The 15,615-nt window shown below is 70.4% G+C and carries 17 protein-coding genes and 2 tRNA genes; 11 read left to right on the plus strand and 8 right to left on the minus strand.

Going from position 1 to position 15,615, the window contains the following annotated elements; genetic code table 11:
* Positions 1 to 33: 33 nt before the first annotated feature.
* Complete coding sequence (locus ACMYLB_RS06975; protein WP_415910219.1) at positions 34 to 414, minus strand: TonB family protein; 381 nt, start codon at positions 412 to 414, stop codon at positions 34 to 36.
* A 159-nt stretch (positions 415 to 573) separates the two neighbouring features.
* Complete coding sequence (locus tag ACMYLB_RS06980) at positions 574 to 1,419, minus strand: TatD family hydrolase (RefSeq protein ID WP_415910220.1); 846 nt, start codon at positions 1,417 to 1,419, stop codon at positions 574 to 576.
* Between the two features lie 113 nt (positions 1,420 to 1,532).
* On the opposite strand from ACMYLB_RS06980, the gene ACMYLB_RS06985 reads away from it, so the two are divergent.
* Positions 1,533 to 1,991: a hypothetical protein gene (locus ACMYLB_RS06985; RefSeq protein ID WP_415910221.1), complete on the plus strand. Its 459-nt coding sequence runs from the start codon at positions 1,533 to 1,535 to the stop codon at positions 1,989 to 1,991.
* Positions 1,992 to 2,003: 12 nt separating this feature from the next.
* On the opposite strand, the gene ACMYLB_RS06990 is transcribed toward ACMYLB_RS06985, so the two are convergent.
* Entirely contained in the window at positions 2,004 to 2,423 is a 420-nt protein-coding gene (locus ACMYLB_RS06990) for a SufE family protein (protein WP_415910222.1), read from the minus strand.
* Between the two features lie 130 nt (positions 2,424 to 2,553).
* On the opposite strand from ACMYLB_RS06990, the gene ACMYLB_RS06995 reads away from it, so the two are divergent.
* A complete protein-coding gene (locus ACMYLB_RS06995; RefSeq protein ID WP_415910223.1) occupies positions 2,554 to 2,853 on the plus strand; it encodes a hypothetical protein in 300 nt (99 codons plus the stop codon).
* Position 2,854: 1 nt separating this feature from the next.
* Positions 2,855 to 4,351 carry a hypothetical protein gene (locus ACMYLB_RS07000; protein WP_415910224.1) on the plus strand — a complete coding sequence of 499 codons (1,497 nt, stop codon included), beginning with the start codon at positions 2,855 to 2,857 and terminating at the stop codon, positions 4,349 to 4,351.
* A gap of 3 nt (positions 4,352 to 4,354) precedes the next feature.
* Here the strand turns inward: ACMYLB_RS07000 and ACMYLB_RS07005 are convergent, their stop codons facing one another.
* The 5 genes from ACMYLB_RS07005 to ACMYLB_RS07025 all read right to left on the minus strand — a co-directional run bounded on the left by ACMYLB_RS07005 (position 4,355) and on the right by ACMYLB_RS07025 (position 9,304).
* Positions 4,355 to 6,331 carry a M48 family metalloprotease gene (locus ACMYLB_RS07005; protein WP_415910225.1) on the minus strand — a complete coding sequence of 659 codons (1,977 nt, stop codon included), beginning with the start codon at positions 6,329 to 6,331 and terminating at the stop codon, positions 4,355 to 4,357.
* Between the two features lie 6 nt (positions 6,332 to 6,337).
* Positions 6,338 to 6,637, minus strand: a complete 300-nt coding sequence (locus tag ACMYLB_RS07010) for a hypothetical protein (protein WP_415910226.1) — start codon at positions 6,635 to 6,637, stop codon at positions 6,338 to 6,340.
* A 16-nt stretch (positions 6,638 to 6,653) separates the two neighbouring features.
* A complete protein-coding gene (locus ACMYLB_RS07015) occupies positions 6,654 to 6,902 on the minus strand; it encodes a PLDc N-terminal domain-containing protein (RefSeq protein WP_415910227.1) in 249 nt (82 codons plus the stop codon).
* Between the two features lie 9 nt (positions 6,903 to 6,911).
* Positions 6,912 to 7,505 (minus strand): LemA family protein, encoded by a 594-nt coding sequence (locus ACMYLB_RS07020; RefSeq protein ID WP_415910228.1) that lies wholly within the window; start codon positions 7,503 to 7,505, stop codon positions 6,912 to 6,914.
* Positions 7,506 to 7,615: 110 nt separating this feature from the next.
* Entirely contained in the window at positions 7,616 to 9,304 is a 1,689-nt protein-coding gene (locus ACMYLB_RS07025; RefSeq protein ID WP_415910229.1) for an ATP-binding protein, read from the minus strand.
* Between the two features lie 1,309 nt (positions 9,305 to 10,613).
* On the opposite strand from ACMYLB_RS07025, the gene ACMYLB_RS07030 reads away from it, so the two are divergent.
* The 8 genes from ACMYLB_RS07030 to ACMYLB_RS07065 all read left to right on the plus strand — a co-directional run bounded on the left by ACMYLB_RS07030 (position 10,614) and on the right by ACMYLB_RS07065 (position 15,594).
* Positions 10,614 to 12,095: a tetratricopeptide repeat protein gene (locus ACMYLB_RS07030; protein WP_415910230.1), complete on the plus strand. Its 1,482-nt coding sequence runs from the start codon at positions 10,614 to 10,616 to the stop codon at positions 12,093 to 12,095.
* A 55-nt stretch (positions 12,096 to 12,150) separates the two neighbouring features.
* On the plus strand, positions 12,151 to 12,816 hold the full coding sequence (locus ACMYLB_RS07035) for a MotA/TolQ/ExbB proton channel family protein (protein ID WP_415910231.1): 666 nt from the start codon (positions 12,151 to 12,153) through the stop codon (positions 12,814 to 12,816).
* Positions 12,813 to 13,118 (plus strand): hypothetical protein, encoded by a 306-nt coding sequence (locus tag ACMYLB_RS07040; protein WP_415910232.1) that lies wholly within the window; start codon positions 12,813 to 12,815, stop codon positions 13,116 to 13,118. The genes ACMYLB_RS07035 and ACMYLB_RS07040 overlap by 4 nt, the downstream gene beginning before the upstream one ends.
* The gene (locus ACMYLB_RS07045) at positions 13,115 to 13,285 is read left to right on the plus strand and encodes a hypothetical protein (protein WP_415910233.1); all 171 of its coding nucleotides are present in this window, start codon (positions 13,115 to 13,117) and stop codon (positions 13,283 to 13,285) included. Before ACMYLB_RS07040 ends, ACMYLB_RS07045 begins: the two co-directional genes overlap by 4 nt.
* Before the next feature lie 269 nt (positions 13,286 to 13,554).
* The gene (locus tag ACMYLB_RS07050; RefSeq protein ID WP_415910234.1) at positions 13,555 to 14,010 is read left to right on the plus strand and encodes a hypothetical protein; all 456 of its coding nucleotides are present in this window, start codon (positions 13,555 to 13,557) and stop codon (positions 14,008 to 14,010) included.
* 93 nt (positions 14,011 to 14,103) lie between these two features.
* Positions 14,104 to 14,179 (plus strand) — tRNA-Thr (locus tag ACMYLB_RS07055).
* Positions 14,180 to 14,248: 69 nt separating this feature from the next.
* Positions 14,249 to 15,439, plus strand: coding sequence for an elongation factor Tu (gene tuf / locus ACMYLB_RS07060; RefSeq protein WP_415910235.1), 1,191 nt, complete (start codon positions 14,249 to 14,251; stop codon positions 15,437 to 15,439).
* 79 nt (positions 15,440 to 15,518) lie between these two features.
* Positions 15,519 to 15,594 (plus strand) — tRNA-Trp (locus tag ACMYLB_RS07065).
* Positions 15,595 to 15,615: the final 21 nt, after the last annotated feature.

Consider the following 15,615-nt stretch of genomic DNA (forward strand, 5'->3'; position numbering starts at 1 on the left):
CGGTTACCCGGCGCGGACGGCGGAGCGCGCGGCTCAGGCCTCGACTTCGAACTTCAGCGGGACGCTGACCTTGGCGCGGACGGCCTTGCCGGCGACCTTCGCGGGCTCGAACGTCCAGGAGCGGACGGCCTCGAGGGCGGGATGGGCGAAGGCGTCGTTGGAGGCCTTGGCGACCTCGCAGGCGATGACCTTGCCGGAGTCGTCGATGACCATCGCGACCACGACCACGCCGGAGACGCCCTGGGCGCGCATGTTCTGCGGGTAGGTCGGCGGCTTGGTCTTCAGCGGCCGCGGCGGCGTGTCGAACTTGGTGACGACGTCCGGCACATCGGCCACGGACTCGGCGAACACGGGCGTGACACCGGCAACGAGCGCCAGCGTGGCAAGGCAGAGGAGGGAACGGATGGGTTTCATCATGAAAAATGCGCGCAAGGCGCTCCTGCCTCAGGTTTCGGCTCGGCGGGGGCGCGGCTTGATGCCGGCACGTGTCATTGCACGCCGATTGCTAGGCGCCAGCAGCGGGCCTTATCGGCGCGCGGCGGCGGAAATCTCCCGGGCGGGGGAGGCGGGTGCCTACGGACCGAAGAGGCGGAGGAAGTTCTCCTCCACCTGGGCGGCGAGGGTGGCAAGCGGCACGCCGCGCAGCTCGGCGAGGGCGGCGTAGGCGGCGGCGAGATTGGCCGGATGGTTGACCGGCGAGCCGTCGGGGGCCGGCGGCAGCGTGAACGCCGCGCGGTCGGCCGGCAGTGGCATCGCGGGCGCGTCGGTCTCGACCAGCAGGCGGTCGGCGGGAACGCGCTTGAAGACCTCGCGCTTCGCCGCGTGACGCGGCTCGAGGAACGCCCCGTTGAAGGAAAAATAGGCGCCGTAGTCCGCGAACTTGCCGAGCAGCTCGAGCGGACCGCCGTAGGCGTGGAGGAGGAAGCCGCGGGCCGGCGTGTTCACGTGCCGCAGCAGGCCCTCGAGCGCGCCGAAGGCCTGGAGGCAGTGGACGGTCGCCGGGCGGTTCTCGGCGGCGGCGAGGCTAAGCTGCTTGATGAACACCTCGCCCTGCTCCTCGAGCGGGGCGCGGCGCAGGCCGGCGAGGCGCGGATCGTCGGGCCGCGCGCGATCGAGGATCCAGCGGTCGAGGCCGATCTCGCCCACGGCGGCGTGCGGCGCGGCGGCGAGGCGCTCCTTCAGGCGATCGAACCAGCCCTCGGCGCGGTTGCCGGCGTCCCACGGGTGCAGGCCGTAGCTCGGATAAACCCAGGGGAAGCGCGCCGCCAGCTCCGCCACCGCCGGCCAGTCGGCCTCGCAGGTGCCGTTGACCACGGCGCGGCGCAAGCCGGCGGCGCGCAGGTCGGCGTCGAGGCGCTCCCGGTGGGGCGCGAGCCAGTCGTCGTGGGCGTGATTGTGGGCGTCGTAAAGCGGCGGCACGCCGACACGATAGCCGGCGGCGAGCGGGAAAACAGAGCAAATGCGCGCGCCGGGCTAAAGCCTCCGCGCCTTGGTGCCGTTACTGCGGTGAAACCACGGAAGGAACCGCGTCCATGACGGACAACCTCATCATCGATCTGCCCGAACTCAAACTGCCGCGCGACCTGGCGTGGCGGGTGAAGTTCATCGATGCGGTCGAGGAGCACGCGCGCCGGCTGGGGATCGTCGGGCGCTACGAGCCGACGCGGTTCATCGGTTACTATTTCGCCGGGGTTCACCCGGTGGTTGTCTCGGGGCATTGGACGGTGACGCTCGACGACGTGCCCCTGCTGCGCCGCGTGCGCGACCTGATCGAGCGGATCACGGAGGCGCGGTTCAACATCCGCAGCCCGTCCGAGGACGCCGCGCCGGAATTCATGCTGCTGCACGACCGCCACGACGGCTCGTGCTGGCTGTGGGAATACGCGCACGGCCGGCGTTTCCTCGAGGCGCGCGCGCCGGTGTCGTCGTCCTGGGGCAGCCTCGACGAGCTGCCGGACGGCGGCGAGGGCCCGCGCCTGCTCGGACCGTAGGCGCCCGCGCCGTCAGCGCGGGGCCAGCTGCGCGGCCGCGAAATCGCGGATGCGCGCACGGACGCTGCGCAGGCCGTTGAGGCGCGTGGGCGACAAGGTGCGCGTCAGGCCGAGCGCTTCGACCAGCGCGGGTTCGGTCGCGACGATGTCGGCCGGCTGGCCGCCGCTGTAGAGGTCGCACAGCAGCGCCACGACGCCGCGGACGAGCGGCGACTCGGCGTCGCTGCGGAACCAGCACCGGCCGTCGCGCAGCTCGCCCACCAGCCAGACGGCGGACACGCAGCCGCGCACGCGGTGGGCGTCGACGTGTTCCCCGCGGTCGGCCGCCAGCCGGGAGCGCGCGCGATCGACGATCGCGCCGAGGCGTTCCTGCGGGTCCTCGATCAGGAGCAGGTCGGCGAGCATCTGGCTCTGGTTTTCGGCGACGGTCACGCGGGCAACGTGCGGCGCCGGCGCGCGGCTGGCAAGCCGGGGCGCGCCGGAGGCGGGTCCGGGAGCCCGCCGGCGCCGCGCGGGGATGCCCCGGCTTGCCAGCGGCGGGGCCGGGCGCTTTGGTCGCGGGGTGAACATTTTCGTCGCGAACTGGTTTTGGCGCGGGTTGCGCGGGCATAGCGTGACGTTCTCGCTGCTGTTCGCGTCGTTCGTGCTCGGGCTGTCGATCAGCGGCGGCGTGAAGCACCTGCTCGCGGCGCTCGGCGTGCACTGGCTCTACGTCCTGATCGTGCCGGTGGTGTTCTTCACCTGGATGAACGGCCAGGAGCCGAAGTGGCTGCCGGACGAGAAGCGCCGCCGCGTGATCGCGCGCGCGCTGCTCTTCGGCTCGATCGTGCTCGCGATCGTGATCAACCAGATTCGGCACTGACATGAGCGCGGGTGCAACCGGACGCGGGTGGGCGGAGCGGCTGAATCGTTTCCTCGATGCGCGTGCGATGAACTGGGTTTTGCTGGGGGGGCTCGCGACGCTTTACTCGGTAGCGTATTTCGGCCACGAGCTTAATCCCGGTGCGACCATGCCGATCGAGCGGCACGGCTGGTGGAGCTGGGCCGACCAGACGAAATACGTCGAGGCGGCCGTCGCCCTGGCGCAGGGTAAGATCGACGCAACGAGCTACTATTTCCCGCTGGGCTACTCGGCGCTGGCGGCGCCGTTCGTGCGTGTGCTGCCGACCCAGCCGTTCTTCTGGCCGGACCTGGCGTGCGTGCTTCTCAGCGCCACGTTTGCGTGGCAGCTCGCGCGGCGGTGGTTGTCACCGCTCGCGAGCCTCATCTTGGCCGGCGTGTTCATCGCAACGCACGCCGCGCTGCTGCGCCTGACGATGGTTGTGCCCTGGAATACGTTGCCGACACAGGCGGCATTCCTCGGCGGAATGCTGCTAGTGCTCACGCGGCGCGACGGTGCGGCGGTGGTTTGGTTGGCGCTGGTGGCCGCAGTCACCTATTGGATCCGGCCGGCGGATGCAGCGTGCCTGGCGCCCTTGCTTGTGTTCGCGACGCTGAGATTACCAGCTTGGCGCGCGCGGGTTGGTTGGGGCGCAGTGGGGGTGGCGATAATCGCGGGGAGCGTCGGTGCGATGGCGTGGCTGAATCTGCGGACGTTCGGCCATTGGCGGACGCCCTATGAGCAGGGGACGTTCGAGAACATCGGGTTCTTCTCCTATCCGGTGCTGCACAAGGCCTATTGGTTGCTCGTCGACGGGGAATCGTTCTTCGGTGAATCCGGCTCGGCGTTGCTCTGGCGATATCCGTGGCTGTTCCTTGCCGTGCCGGGTGCTGTCTGGTGGATACGGCGCGACGGTGGCGCGGGCGCGACATGCGTTGCGGCGATTGCGCTGAACTGGGGGCTTTATTTCAACTACAACGATTTTGTTCCCTCGGCGGTGTTCCGGTTTAGTCTGATCCATTACCTCACATGGTCGTTTGCACCGCTGGCGATCGCGGCCACGGCCGCGATCGTGTCCGGCTGGCGTGAGCATGCGGTGCGATGGGCGGGCGTGGTCGCGGTCGGGCTGTTCGCGTTGGCGATCGGGATCAAATTGAAGGAAAGGAGGCTTCCGGCCGTGGTCGCTCCTGGGGAAGTGTGCGAGTTGCCGACCACGCGTCCGTTATGGTTAGTGTTGCCCGACGAAAAACCCGCGCAAATGGGGGCGCTTCGACTCGACGGGCGCGTGCTGCGCGAGGCGGCGGATTTTCAGCTTCCCTATGCACCGGTGGCTGAGGCGCGCGTGATGCTCAGCCAGAGTGCGCAAGGCCGCCGGCTCGTGATGGCAGGCGAGAAAATCGTCAGCGTGGTGCCCCAAGTGGGAGATTACGAGTGGCGCTGGTGGCCGCGCTGGCGCCGGCTGATGCCGCCGCGCGAGTGAGAGTCAGGCGGCCAGAACCGGGACGGGGCAGTCGAGCGCGGCGGCGGTGGCGCGGTAAAGATCGGCTTCGCGCGGCGTGACCACGCCGTCGGCGCCCATGACCTGCGCGGCGGCGGCGAGCACGCGCTGCTTGATCGGCAGTGCCGCGCCGGCCAGGCGATCGAGCGCGGCGTCGAGCCGCTCGAGCGTGCAGGCGTCGGGACCGGCGAGAGCGAGGCGGTCGGCCACGAGCGGCAGCTGGCCCACGCCGGCGGCGAAGGCCAGCGAGACGCGCGCCGGCTCGGTGGCGCCGGCGCGGGCGAGCGTGGAGAGGACGACGGCGATGTCGCCCGCGAGCGGCTGGAAAGAGCTGAACTGGACCGGGGCGCGCGCGGCGCGGCCGACCGCGAGCTGGCGGAGCAGCATCTTTTGCAGCGCGAACTCGAAGGGGCTCACCTCGGCGTCGGAGTGGACGAGCTCGTCGAGCGTGGCGACGAAGCGGTCGAGGGCCGCGGGATCGAGCGTGCGCAGCGCGGGCAGGCAGAGCTGGAAGAGCGGGAGCTGCACCGCCGCGTCGAGATCGGCGAGGAGCGGGAGCAGCGTCTGCGTCGCGGTGCGGTGCGCGGCGCCGGAATGCTGCGCGATGAGCGCGAGCTGGCGCTCGCGGTTGGCGGGTGCGCCCTGGCAGAGGAGGCCGTAGACGAGCGGGATGGCGGTGGCCGGCGTGCGCGTGGCGTTGCGCAGGCCCGCGGGCACGGCGTCGAGGAGCGCGCGGGCGTGGCGGAAGTGGTCCTCGGTCAGCGCGCCGATGCTGGCGGTGACGGCCGCGGGCGTGAACGGGACGCGGGCGGGCGCGGCAGGTTCACCTTCGCGGACGACCTCGCGCACGAGCGGCGGCGGCGTGGCGCCGCCCGCGAGGCCGGCGGACGCGAAGGATTCGTTCGCGACGTCGACGACCTCGGGCGGCGCGAACAGCTTCCCGTCCCAGTGCGGATCGATGGCGCGGAGGCGTTCGTCGAGCGGCGGGTGCGTCGCCCAGAGCCCGCCGAAGAACGAGCGGAAACCCTGCGCGAAGAAGAAGTGGCCGATCTCGGAAGCGTGCGCGTCGGTGAGAGTGGAGCCGAGGGCGTAGCCGCCGATTTTCTGGAGCGCGCCGGAGAGGCCGGCGGGGTTGCGGGTGAATTGCACGGCGGAGGCGTCGGCGAGGAACTCGCGCTGGCGCGACACCGCGGCCTGGATGAGGCGGCCGAAGAAGTAGCCGACGTAGCCGATGATCAGCAGCGCGACGCCGATCGCCAGGACCACGGCGAGGCCGCCGCCCTTCTTCCCGCCGCCGCCGCGCACGCGGCCGCGGCCGAGCCCCTCGAGGATGCCGCGGCCGAGCAGGCCGATGACGAGGATGCCGAAGACGATGGCGGCGAGCTTCACGTTCAGCCGCATGTCGCCGTTGAGGATGTGGCTGAACTCGTGGCCGACGACGCCCTGCAGCTCGTCGCGCGTGAGTTTCTCCAGGGTGCCGCGGGTGACGGCGACGACGGCGTCGGACGTGGTGAGGCCGGCGGCGAAGGCGTTGATGGCCGGCTCCTGGTCGAGGACGTAGACGGCGGGGACGGGGACGCCGGAGGCGATGGCCATCTCCTCGACGACGTTGAGCAGGCGGCGCTCGTGGAGATTGGTCGTGTGCGGATCGACGCGGCGGCCGCCGACGAGTTCGGCGACGGCGGAGCCGCCCGCGCGCATCTGCGACCACTTGTAGAGCGAGGCGAGGCCGACGATGGCGACGGTGGCGAGCGCGACGGCGGCGAGGATGGTCGGGTCCCAGTAGAGCAGCGGCGCGGGTTCGGCGTAGGCGGAGTGCTGGCCGCGGCCGGCGGCCTGGCCGACGATGAGGATGGCGGCGAGGTAGCTGGCGGCGATGGTGCCGAGCACGGCGAGCACGAACAGCACGACGAGCCGGTTGGTGCGGCGCTTCGCGCGGTCCTGGGCTTCGAAGAAGTCCATCGCGGGCTAGCCGGGCGGCGTGATCCGGCCGGAGTAGCCGCCGTCGGCCTGGCCGTCGGAGCGGTCGACCGCGTCGACGATGTCGGCGAGTTCGCGCGGACTGATCACGCCCTTGGCGACGAGCAGGCGCGTGACGGCGGCGAGGTAGAGCTTGAGCTCGGCGTTTTCGCGGGCGAGTGCGCCGACCGAGTGCGCGGCCCGGTCGCCCGCGCGCGCGGCGCGCTCGGCCTCGGCGGCGAGGTCGCGCAGCGCGCGCTGCGTGTCCTGGATGTCGAGTTGCTGGCCGAGATTGCCCAGCAGAAGCATGCGTCCCCAGCCCATGTCAGTGCCGGAAGGCCGGCGGCGTGGACTGGCTGCCGCGCGGCAGTTTGCGGACGAAGAAATAGAGCGGGGCGCCGATGACGCCGACGAGCAGGATCACCAGCAGCCAGGCGATCTTGTTGGTCGGGTCGGGCTCCAGCGTGATGCAGTCGACGATCATCCAGATCCAGAAGGCGAAGCCGGCGAGGATCAGGGCGACCAGCAGGAGTTCGGGCAGGCCGAAACCGAAGACGGCGAGGAGCGCGTTCATGGCGGGGCGTCAGGTGAACTTGACTTGCGGGGCGGCGCGCTCGGCGGCGTTGTCGACCTGGAAGAGCTGCGCTTCGGCGAAGTTGAACAGGCCGGCGAGGACGTTGGTCGGGAAGCTCTCCCGGCGCGTGTTGTAGGTGGTAACGGCGTCGTTGTAGGCCTGGCGGGCGAAGGAGATCTTGTTCTCGGTCGAGGTCAGCTCCTCGGTCAGCTGCATCATGTTCTGGTTGGCCTTGAGGTCGGGGTATTGCTCGGAGACGACCATGAGGCGGGAGAGCGCGCCGCCGAGTCCGGCTTCGGCGCCGAGGAGGTTTTTCATCGCGCCGGCGTCGGCGGGATTGGCGGCGGCCGCCTTGGAGGCGGCGTAGGCGGTGTTGCGCGCGGCGATGACCGCTTCCAGCGTCTCGCGCTCGTGCTTCAGGTAGCCCTTGGCCGTCTCGACGAGGTTGGGGATGAGGTCGTAGCGGCGCTTCAACTGGACGTCGATTTGGGCGAACGCGTTCTTGAAGCGGTTGCGGAGCGTGACGAGCGAGTTGTAGGAACCCGCGACCCAGAAGAGCAGCACGGCAGCGAGGCCGGCGAGGACGAGAAGGGCGATGATCATGGTGGGAACAGGAAGGACGGACGCCACATGCTTGTCCGAACCGGAGCGCCGGTGCGAGTGGATTCCCGCTACAGGAAAAGGGCTTGATTAGACGGCGGCGGAGCGCGCGCTCAGGCGGCGCGGCGCGCGAGCGCGCGGGCGAGGACGTCGAGCTTGACCGGTTTGACCAGCTGTTCGTCCGCGCCGGCGGCGAGGCTGGCGGCGCGCGCGTCGGCGCCGGCGTGGCCGGTGAGCATGAGGATCGCGGGGCGGCGGGGGCCGGATTCGCGCCGGATGGCGGCGGCGACCTCGTGGCCGGACAGGCCGGGCATCTCGACGTCGAGCAACACGACGTCGTGCGCGCCGACGCGCCAGCGCGCGAGGGCATCGGCGCCGTCGGCGGCGAACTCGGGGGCGTAGCCGAGGCGCTGGAGCTGTTGCAGCACGACGCGCTGGTTCACGGGGTTGTCGTCGGCGACGAGGATGCGGGCGGGGTGGCGCTGGGCGAAGGAGGTGTCGAAGGGCGCGTGGGTGCCGTCGCCCTCGACGGCGCGCACGCGCACGGTGACGGTGAACGTCGAGCCCCGGCCGGGAAGGCTGTCGACGGTGATGCCGCCGCCGTGCATGACGGCGAGGCGCTGGCTGATGACGAGCCCGAGGCCGGTGCCGCCGAAGCGGCGCGTCGTGGACGGATCGGCCTGGGAAAACTCCTGGAAGAGGCGCGAGATCTCCTCGGCGGTGAGACCGATGCCGGTGTCGGCGATGGCGAAGGTGAGCTCGAGCTGCCGTTCGTCGAGCGCGCGGGCGCCGGCGCGCAGGGTGACACCCCCGCGCGCGGTGAACTTCACCGCGTTGGCGAGGAGGTTGAGGAGGATCTGCGTGAGGCGGGTTACGTCGCCGCGGACGCGGGCCGGCAGGTCGGGGGCGAACTCGACGGCGAGCGCCAGCTGCTTGGCGTCGGCGGCGGGGCGCACGAGGCGCACGGCGTGGTCGACGCACTCGCGCAGGGCGAAGGGCGCCTCCTCCAGCTCGAACCGGCCGGACTCGAGCTTGGCGAGGTCGAGCAGGTCGTTGACGAGGCGGAGGAGGAGCTGTCCGCTGGCCCGGATGGTCTCGACCGCTTCCTGCTGCCGGGCGTCGAGCGTCGAGCGCTGGAGGAGATCAGCCATGCCGACGACGGCGTTCATCGGCGTGCGGATCTCGTGGCTCATGGTGGCGAGGAAGCGGCCCTTGGCCCGGGCGGACTCCACCGCCTCGGCGCGGGCAGCCTCGAGCGCGCGCTGGCTGGCGTGGAGCTCGGCGATGGTGGCCTCGTGGCGATGCACGGCCCGCCGCAGCTCGAGCGCGTTGACCACGTGGCGTCGCAGCACGCGCAGGGCGCGCTCCTGCGCGGGCGTGAGCTCGCGCGGCTGGCGGTCGAGCACGCAGAGCGTGCCGAGCGCGGCGCCGTCCGGCGTGACGAGCGGCGCGCCGGCGTAGAAGCGGATGTGCGGGGCGCCGGTGACGTTGGCGTAGGTGGAGAAGCGCGGGTCGCGGGTGGCGTCGGGCACGACGAACAGCTCCTCTCCGCGTGGCGCGGCGATGGCGTGGGCGCAGAAGGAGATGTCGCGCGGGGTTTCCGCCTCGGCGAAGCCGAGGCGCGCCTTGAACCACTGCCGCGCCTCGTCGATGAAGGTGATGGAGGCGAGCGGTGCGCCGCAGATTTCCGCGGCGAGGGCGACGAGATCGTCGTATTCGCGCTCGGGCGGAGTATCGAGGATGGCGTAGGAACGAAGGGCGGCGAGGCGTTGGGATTCGTGGGCGGGTGGAGAGGGAACCATGGCAAAGACGCGCCTGGTGGCGCAGCGAGGAAAGCTCCGTTGCGGGCGGGCGCAAATACGCAGTCACCCTAGGACGCTCCGGGCGGTTGTGCGGTTGCGCCAGTGCCGAAGCGACCGGGGCGCGGCTGGGCGGCCGACGGAGGCTTGCCAGCCCCGGGGGCCGGACGCACGATGCCCCGCCCATGAGAAAAACCGTGTGCCTCGCCGCTGTCGTGCTGCTGTCGATCGCGTCGGCGCGCGCGCAGACCGCGAGCCCGAGCCCGCTCGCGAGCGAGCGGGCCAACGCCGCGGCGGCGCCCGGCGCCTGGATCGTGGCCGAGGGGCGCGCCACCAGCGCGCTGCAAAGCGGCTTCCCCGCGACCGCGGCGCTGCTCTATCGCGACGTGCTCGCGGATCCCGCGCTGGCGGCCGCGGCACGCCCGCGCGTGACGCTGGAGCTGGTCACGGCGCTGCTCGACGCGGGCGACGTCGCGGCGGCCGAGGCGGAGCTGAAGACCTACAACGGGCCGAGCGACAGCTCGTATCGGCTGCGCGCGGGCCTGCTGGCGGCGCACGCGCGCCGGCGCGACGCGGCGAAGGCGGAGCTCGGCGAGGTGAACGCCGACCACCTCGCGCCGGGCGAGCGCGGCTGGTGGCTGTTTCTCCAGGCGCAGATCGCCGATCTCGACAACGACATCGCGCGAGCAAACTCACTCTACGACCAGGCGGTGCAGGCGGCGGTGTCGGAGCAGCAGCGCGCGCGCTTCGCCCTCGGCCAGGCCCAGGCGCAGCTGCGCATCGCGCCGCCCGACGAGACGCGCCTCGCCGCGATGCGGACCAACGTCGAGCAGTTCCAGGGCACGCGCCAGGGCTACGTGTGGGTCCGCACCTACGCGACCGCGCTCCACGCGCTCCGGCGCGACGCGGAGGCGAAGGCCGCGCTGCAGCGCCAGCTGGCGGTCCTGCCCGCGACCGAGCGCGAGACCGCGGACCAGTTGCGCCTGATGCTCGGCCTGATCGCGGGCGAGGGCACGCCCGAGGGCCGGCGGGCGCTCGCGCAGCTCGTGCGCAGCGGCGTCAAGCCCGAGACGCAGCGCACCGCGCTCTACCTGCTGGCGCGCGGCGCGCGCACCCCGGCGGACCGCGAGGAACTGCGGCGCACGCTCAGCGAGCTGATCGGCGCGCCGACGCTGCACCCGATCATCGAGGACCTGCGGCTGGTGCGCGCGCAGATGGCGCTGCTGGACAAGCAATACAACGCCGCGGAGGAGGACGCGCGCCTGCTGCTGGAGTTTTCCCCGGTTCGCCGCTCAAGCCGGCGGCGCTCGGCGTGCGGCTGGCGGTGGCGTGGGACCTGCGGCTGTATCGCTCGGCGGCGGACCTGGCCTCGCAGCTGCGCATCCTGGTGCCGGCCGGGCGCGAGCGCTCCGAGCTCGGCGTGCTGGTGGCCGAGGCCTATTTCCGCGCCAAGGATTTCAAGAATGCCGCCGACGCCTACGAGGCGCTGCTGCGCGACGTGCACGCGGCGCCGCAGGTCGTGCCGACCGGCGGGCTGATCTTCATGCGCGTGCTCTCCGACATCCAGGCGGAGCGGATCGACGCCGCGGCGGCCCTGCTCGACGAGATGGCGGCGAACCCGGCGTTCGACGTCGAGAGCCGCTGGCAGGCGGAGTGGAACCTGATCCGCGCGATGCAGGCGCGCAACCAGACCGGGCCGGCGCAGGCGCGGGTGGAGAAGCTGCTCGCGGCCGGCACCGCCAGCGTGCCCGCGGAGCTGCGCGTGCGGCTGCTGTGGCTGCGCGCCAAGCTGTCGTTCGACAACGGCGCGCCGCAGGCGGCGGTCGCGCAGGTCGACGAGCTGCTGGCGGCCGCGGTCGCGGCGCCGCTCGAGCCGGCGTTGAAGAGCGAGGTCACGAGCACGGCGCAGCTGCTGAAGGCGCAGGCCCTGCTCGAGCTGGGGCGCGACACCGACGGCGCGGCGCTGCTCGACCAGCTGCGGGCGGAATTCAAGGAGTCGAAGGCGGCGCTGTATTCCTACCTGGTGCAGGCGGCGCGGCAGGCGAAGCGCGGCGATCTCGCCGGCGCCCAGAAAACGCTCTCGGACATGGTCGAGAACCACCCGAAGAGCGAGTTCGCGCCGTTCGCGCTCTACCAGGCCGGGCTCTACGCCGAGCAGCAGGGGCTCGACCGCAACTTGCAGGACGCGCACAAGTTCATGGAGACCCTGGCCAAGAACTATCCCGGCAACGAGCTGGTCTTCTACGCGCGGCTGAAGCAGGGCGACCTGCTGCGGAAGCTGAACGACTTCGGCTCGGCGCGCCTCGTCTACGAGGACCTGATCAACAATTTCGGCCAGCATCCCGACGTGCTGCTCGCGCAGCTCGCGCTCGCCGACAGCCTGTTCGCGCAGGGCGCGAACAACGTCACGAACTACGAGAGCGCCGCCGCGCTCTACGAGCGGTTGCGCGACCTGCCGTCCGCGCCGGTCGACCTGCGCGTGGAGGCGGGCTACAAGTGGGGCTTCGCGCTGGCGCGGCGCGGCCGCGCGCCCGAGGCCCACGCGGCGCTGTGGGGCGTGGTGGACGCGTTCCTCATCGACCCGGCGCAGGCGGCGAAGCTCGGCCCCAAGGGCCGCTGGTGGATGTCGCGCACGCTGCTCGAGCTCGGGCAGCAGCTGGAGGACGGCGGCAAGCTGGACGAGGCGCAGCGCGCCTACCAGCTGATCGTGGACAACAAGCTCGGCGGCGTGGCGGAGGCGACGGCGAAGCTGGCGCGCTTCCGGGCCGCGCCGGCGGGAGGGGCGAAGCCGTGAGCGAGGTTTCGCATTTACGGAGCGGAGGCGCGGCGCATGATGCGCGCGGAATTTCATGACGGCATTCAGCTACAGCATTTTTGCGCAGGGCGGCCCGGTGATGTGGCTGCTCGTGGTGCTCGGCCTCGCGGCACTGGTGATCTTCATCGAGCGCGCGCTGTTCCTGCACCGCGGGCAGATCCGCTCGACCGAGTTTCTCAACGGCATCAAGAACCTGCTCCAGAAGGGGCGCCTGATGGAGGCGCTGACGCTGTGCGAGGAGACGCCCGGGCCGGTCGCCGCGCTGGTGAAGGCCGGGCTGCGCCACGCCGGCGACGACGAGCAGGGCATGCGCTTCGCGGTGCAGGAGGCGGCGCTGACGGAGATTCCCGCGCTCGAGCGGCGCATCGGCACGCTCGGCGCGATCGCGCAGGTGGCGCCGCTGCTCGGCCTGCTCGGCACGCTGCTGGGGATGATCAAGACGTTCTGGCTCTTCAACCACGGCGGCAACTACGCGACTCCGTCGGTGCTCTCGGGCGGCATGAGCGAGGCGTTGCTGACCGCGGCGGCCGGCCTCGCGATCGCGATCCCGGTGCACCTGGCGCGGCACTTCCTGAGCGGGCGCGTGCGTGCGCTCGCGCACGACATGGAGTGGGTGGGGAACGAGCTGATGCGCTACCTGCTGCGCGAGCACCGCCACGGCGGCGCGGCCGCCAGCGAGCCGGGGACCGAGCCGCGATGATCACGCAGCCGCTCGGACTCGTCGCGAAACTGCGCCCGCCGCCGCGGGACTTCGACGTGTTCTTCTGGGCCAACGCGGCGCTGATCGTGCTGTTTTTCCTCCTGCTCGGCTCGCGCTTCGTGCTCGCGCCTGGCATGCCGGTGAAGGTCGGCGAGCCGGCGGCGCTGGAGTTGCCGCAGGTCAATGCCGCGATGCAGGGCGTGGCCTCGGTGGTGGTGAGCTACCGGCGCGACGAGATGATCCTCTTCGAGGGGGCATCTACAACATCCGGGAATTCCGCCCCGAGCTGGAGAAGTATGTGAAGAAGCACCCCGGCGCGGTGCTGCTCGTGCGGGTGGACCGGCAGGTGTCGATGCAGGGCTTCCTCGAGCTGTGCGACCTCGCCCGGGCGGCGGGCTTCGTCAACGTGCTCGTCGCGGCCGAGCCGGTCGCGGGCGAAGCGACCAAGTTCGTGCCGGCGGGGCGCTGAGATGAACGCGAGCTCGAACGCGAGGCGGGTGCTCGGGGCGATCCTGGTGATCGCGCTCGCCGGCGCGGGGTGGTGGACGTGGTCGGAGCGCACGCTCGCTCGGCCGGACGGCGCGACGACAAAGGTGGCCGAGCCTTTCGTGCGGCTGACCGGCGCGAACTCGGCGGCGGACGACCGCGTGCTGCAGGAGCGGGCGGAGTATCTGGACCCGGCGCCGATGTTCCTGCCGACCGCGCGCAACGCGGGGCAGGGGGCTGCCGGCGCGGCTCGTGGCCCAGCCCGGCCAGATTTTCCTCGATTTTCCGGCCAATCTGCGGGTTGCCGAGGCCAATCTCCCGAGCTACGGCAGCGACGCGCTGACCGCGCCGGAGGGGCTGGTCGACGTGATGACGCGGGCCAACGAAGCGCCCTTTGCGGGTCTCGGCGAAGTCGCAATCCCAGCGCGGCGCGTGGAGCCTCGTGCGGCGTTTATCGAGGTTAAGTCGATGCAGGGGAATGTTTTGATTGCGAAGGCTCTCGGGGCGCTGACCTTGCCGCGGGAGGATTTTGCGCCGCTGGAATTTCTCGCCACGGTGAGTGCGTCCGGGCTGGTCGGTGAACCGCTGCTGGTCGCGGGCTCCGGCGCGGACGACGTCGATAATTTCTTCCGCGACTATCTTGCCAAGGGCATCCGGCTGGGTGAAAAGTTGGCCCCGGGTGCCTACCGGGTCGTGATCGGTCCGTAGAAATCTCCAAGAAAGCGCAAGAATCTAGTTGACGGTTAATTTTGGGAACCATTCCCTAGCCGTTCTCTTTGTTTTTTGCCTCCGCTTTGGTCTGCCCAGATAGCTCAGTTGGCAGAGCACGTCCTTGGTAAGGACGAGGTCGCCGGTTCGAATCCGGTTCTGGGCTCCATGGCGAACGTCGGGGGATTGCCGACGTTAATAAAGGTCAACAACTTCAACCACCCAAACATCCCTCCACATGGCTAAAGGAACATTCGAACGCAAGAAGCCGCACGTCAACGTTGGCACGATCGGCCACATCGACCACGGCAAGACGACCACGACGGCCGCTATTTTGGCCGTGCAGGCCCGCAAGGGTCTGGCCGAGGTCAAGGCTTACTCCGACATCGCGAAGGGCGGCACCGTCCGCGACGCGACGAAGACCGTCACGATTTCCGTGGCCCACGTGGAATACGAGACCGCGAAGCGCCACTACGCGCACGTCGACTGCCCGGGACACGCGGACTTCGTCAAGAACATGATCACCGGCGCCGCCCAGATGGACGGCGCGATCCTCGTCGTCAGCGCCGCTGACGGTCCGATGCCGCAGACCAAGGAGCACGTCCTCCTCGCCCGCCAGGTCGGTGTGCCGAAGATCGTCGTCTTCCTGAACAAGGTCGACCTCATCGAAGACCCGGACCTCCTCGAGCTCGTCGAAGAGGAAATCCGCGACCTCCTCACCAAGTATCAGTTCGACGGCAAGAACACCAAGATCGTCCGTGGCTCCGCCACCGCCGGTCTGGCTGGCACGCCCGAGGGCGAAAAGGCCTTCGCCGAGCTGATGGACGCGATCGACACCGAGATCGCCGAGCCGGTCCGCGAGATGGACAAGCCCTTCCTGATGTCCGTTGAAGACGTCTTCTCGATCACCGGCCGCGGCACCGTCGCGACGGGCCGTATCGAGCGCGGCATCGTCAAGCTCAACGAAAACGTCGAGATCGTCGGCCTCAAGGACACCGTCACCACGGTCGTCACCGGCATCGAAATGTTCCGCAAGCTCCTCGACCAGGGCCAGGCCGGCGACAACGTCGGTATCCTCCTCCGTGGTATCGACAAGGACGGCATCGAGCGCGGCCAGGTCATCGCCGCCCCGAAGTCCATCACCCCGCACAAGAAGGCGAAGGCCGAGATCTACGTCCTCTCGAAGGACGAGGGTGGCCGCCACACGCCGTTCTTCGACGGTTACCGCCCGCAGTTCTACTTCCGCACGACGGACGTGACCGGCGTTGCGCACCTCCCGAAGGGCGTCGAGATGGTCATGCCGGGCGACAACATCACGATCGACATCGAGCTCATCGCTCCGATCGCGATGGAGAAGTTCCAGCGCTTCGCGATCCGCGAGGGTGGCCGCACCATCGGTGCCGGCCGCGTGACCGAGATCGTCGAGTAATCGCCTCCACTCATTCCGACTTCACGCGCCGGGGCTCCTTTACGGGGCTCCGGCTGCGTCGTCTAAAAGAAATAACCACAGGCGCGTAGCTCAATTGGTAGAGTAGCGGTCTCCAAAACCGTTGGTTGGGGGTTCGATTCCCTCCGCGCCTGCCACTTTCGCCCGAAACAGCGACC

It is taken from the genome of Oleiharenicola sp. Vm1 (assembly GCF_047777955.1).
Taxonomy (GTDB): Bacteria; Verrucomicrobiota; Verrucomicrobiia; order Opitutales; family Opitutaceae; genus Didemnitutus.

Excerpts from the sequence above, each read along its gene's own strand:
- ACMYLB_RS07020 (WP_415910228.1), bottom strand. The coding sequence starts at position 7,505 with ATGATCATCGCCCTTCTCGTCCTCGCCGGCCTCGCTGCCGTGCTGCTC.
- ACMYLB_RS07025 (WP_415910229.1), bottom strand. The coding sequence starts at position 9,304 with ATGGTTCCCTCTCCACCCGCCCACGAATCCCAACGCCTCGCCGCCCTT.
- ACMYLB_RS07040 (WP_415910232.1), top strand. The coding sequence starts at position 12,813 with ATGATCACGCAGCCGCTCGGACTCGTCGCGAAACTGCGCCCGCCGCCG.
- tuf (WP_415910235.1), top strand. The coding sequence starts at position 14,249 with ATGGCTAAAGGAACATTCGAACGCAAGAAGCCGCACGTCAACGTTGGC.
- ACMYLB_RS06985 (WP_415910221.1), top strand. The coding sequence starts at position 1,533 with ATGACGGACAACCTCATCATCGATCTGCCCGAACTCAAACTGCCGCGC.
- ACMYLB_RS07005 (WP_415910225.1), bottom strand. The coding sequence starts at position 6,331 with ATGGACTTCTTCGAAGCCCAGGACCGCGCGAAGCGCCGCACCAACCGG.
- ACMYLB_RS07010 (WP_415910226.1), bottom strand. The coding sequence starts at position 6,637 with ATGCTTCTGCTGGGCAATCTCGGCCAGCAACTCGACATCCAGGACACG.
- ACMYLB_RS07000 (WP_415910224.1), top strand. The coding sequence starts at position 2,855 with ATGAGCGCGGGTGCAACCGGACGCGGGTGGGCGGAGCGGCTGAATCGT.
- ACMYLB_RS07035 (WP_415910231.1), top strand. The coding sequence starts at position 12,151 with ATGACGGCATTCAGCTACAGCATTTTTGCGCAGGGCGGCCCGGTGATG.
- ACMYLB_RS07015 (WP_415910227.1), bottom strand. The coding sequence starts at position 6,902 with ATGAACGCGCTCCTCGCCGTCTTCGGTTTCGGCCTGCCCGAACTCCTG.
- ACMYLB_RS06975 (WP_415910219.1), bottom strand. The coding sequence starts at position 414 with ATGAAACCCATCCGTTCCCTCCTCTGCCTTGCCACGCTGGCGCTCGTT.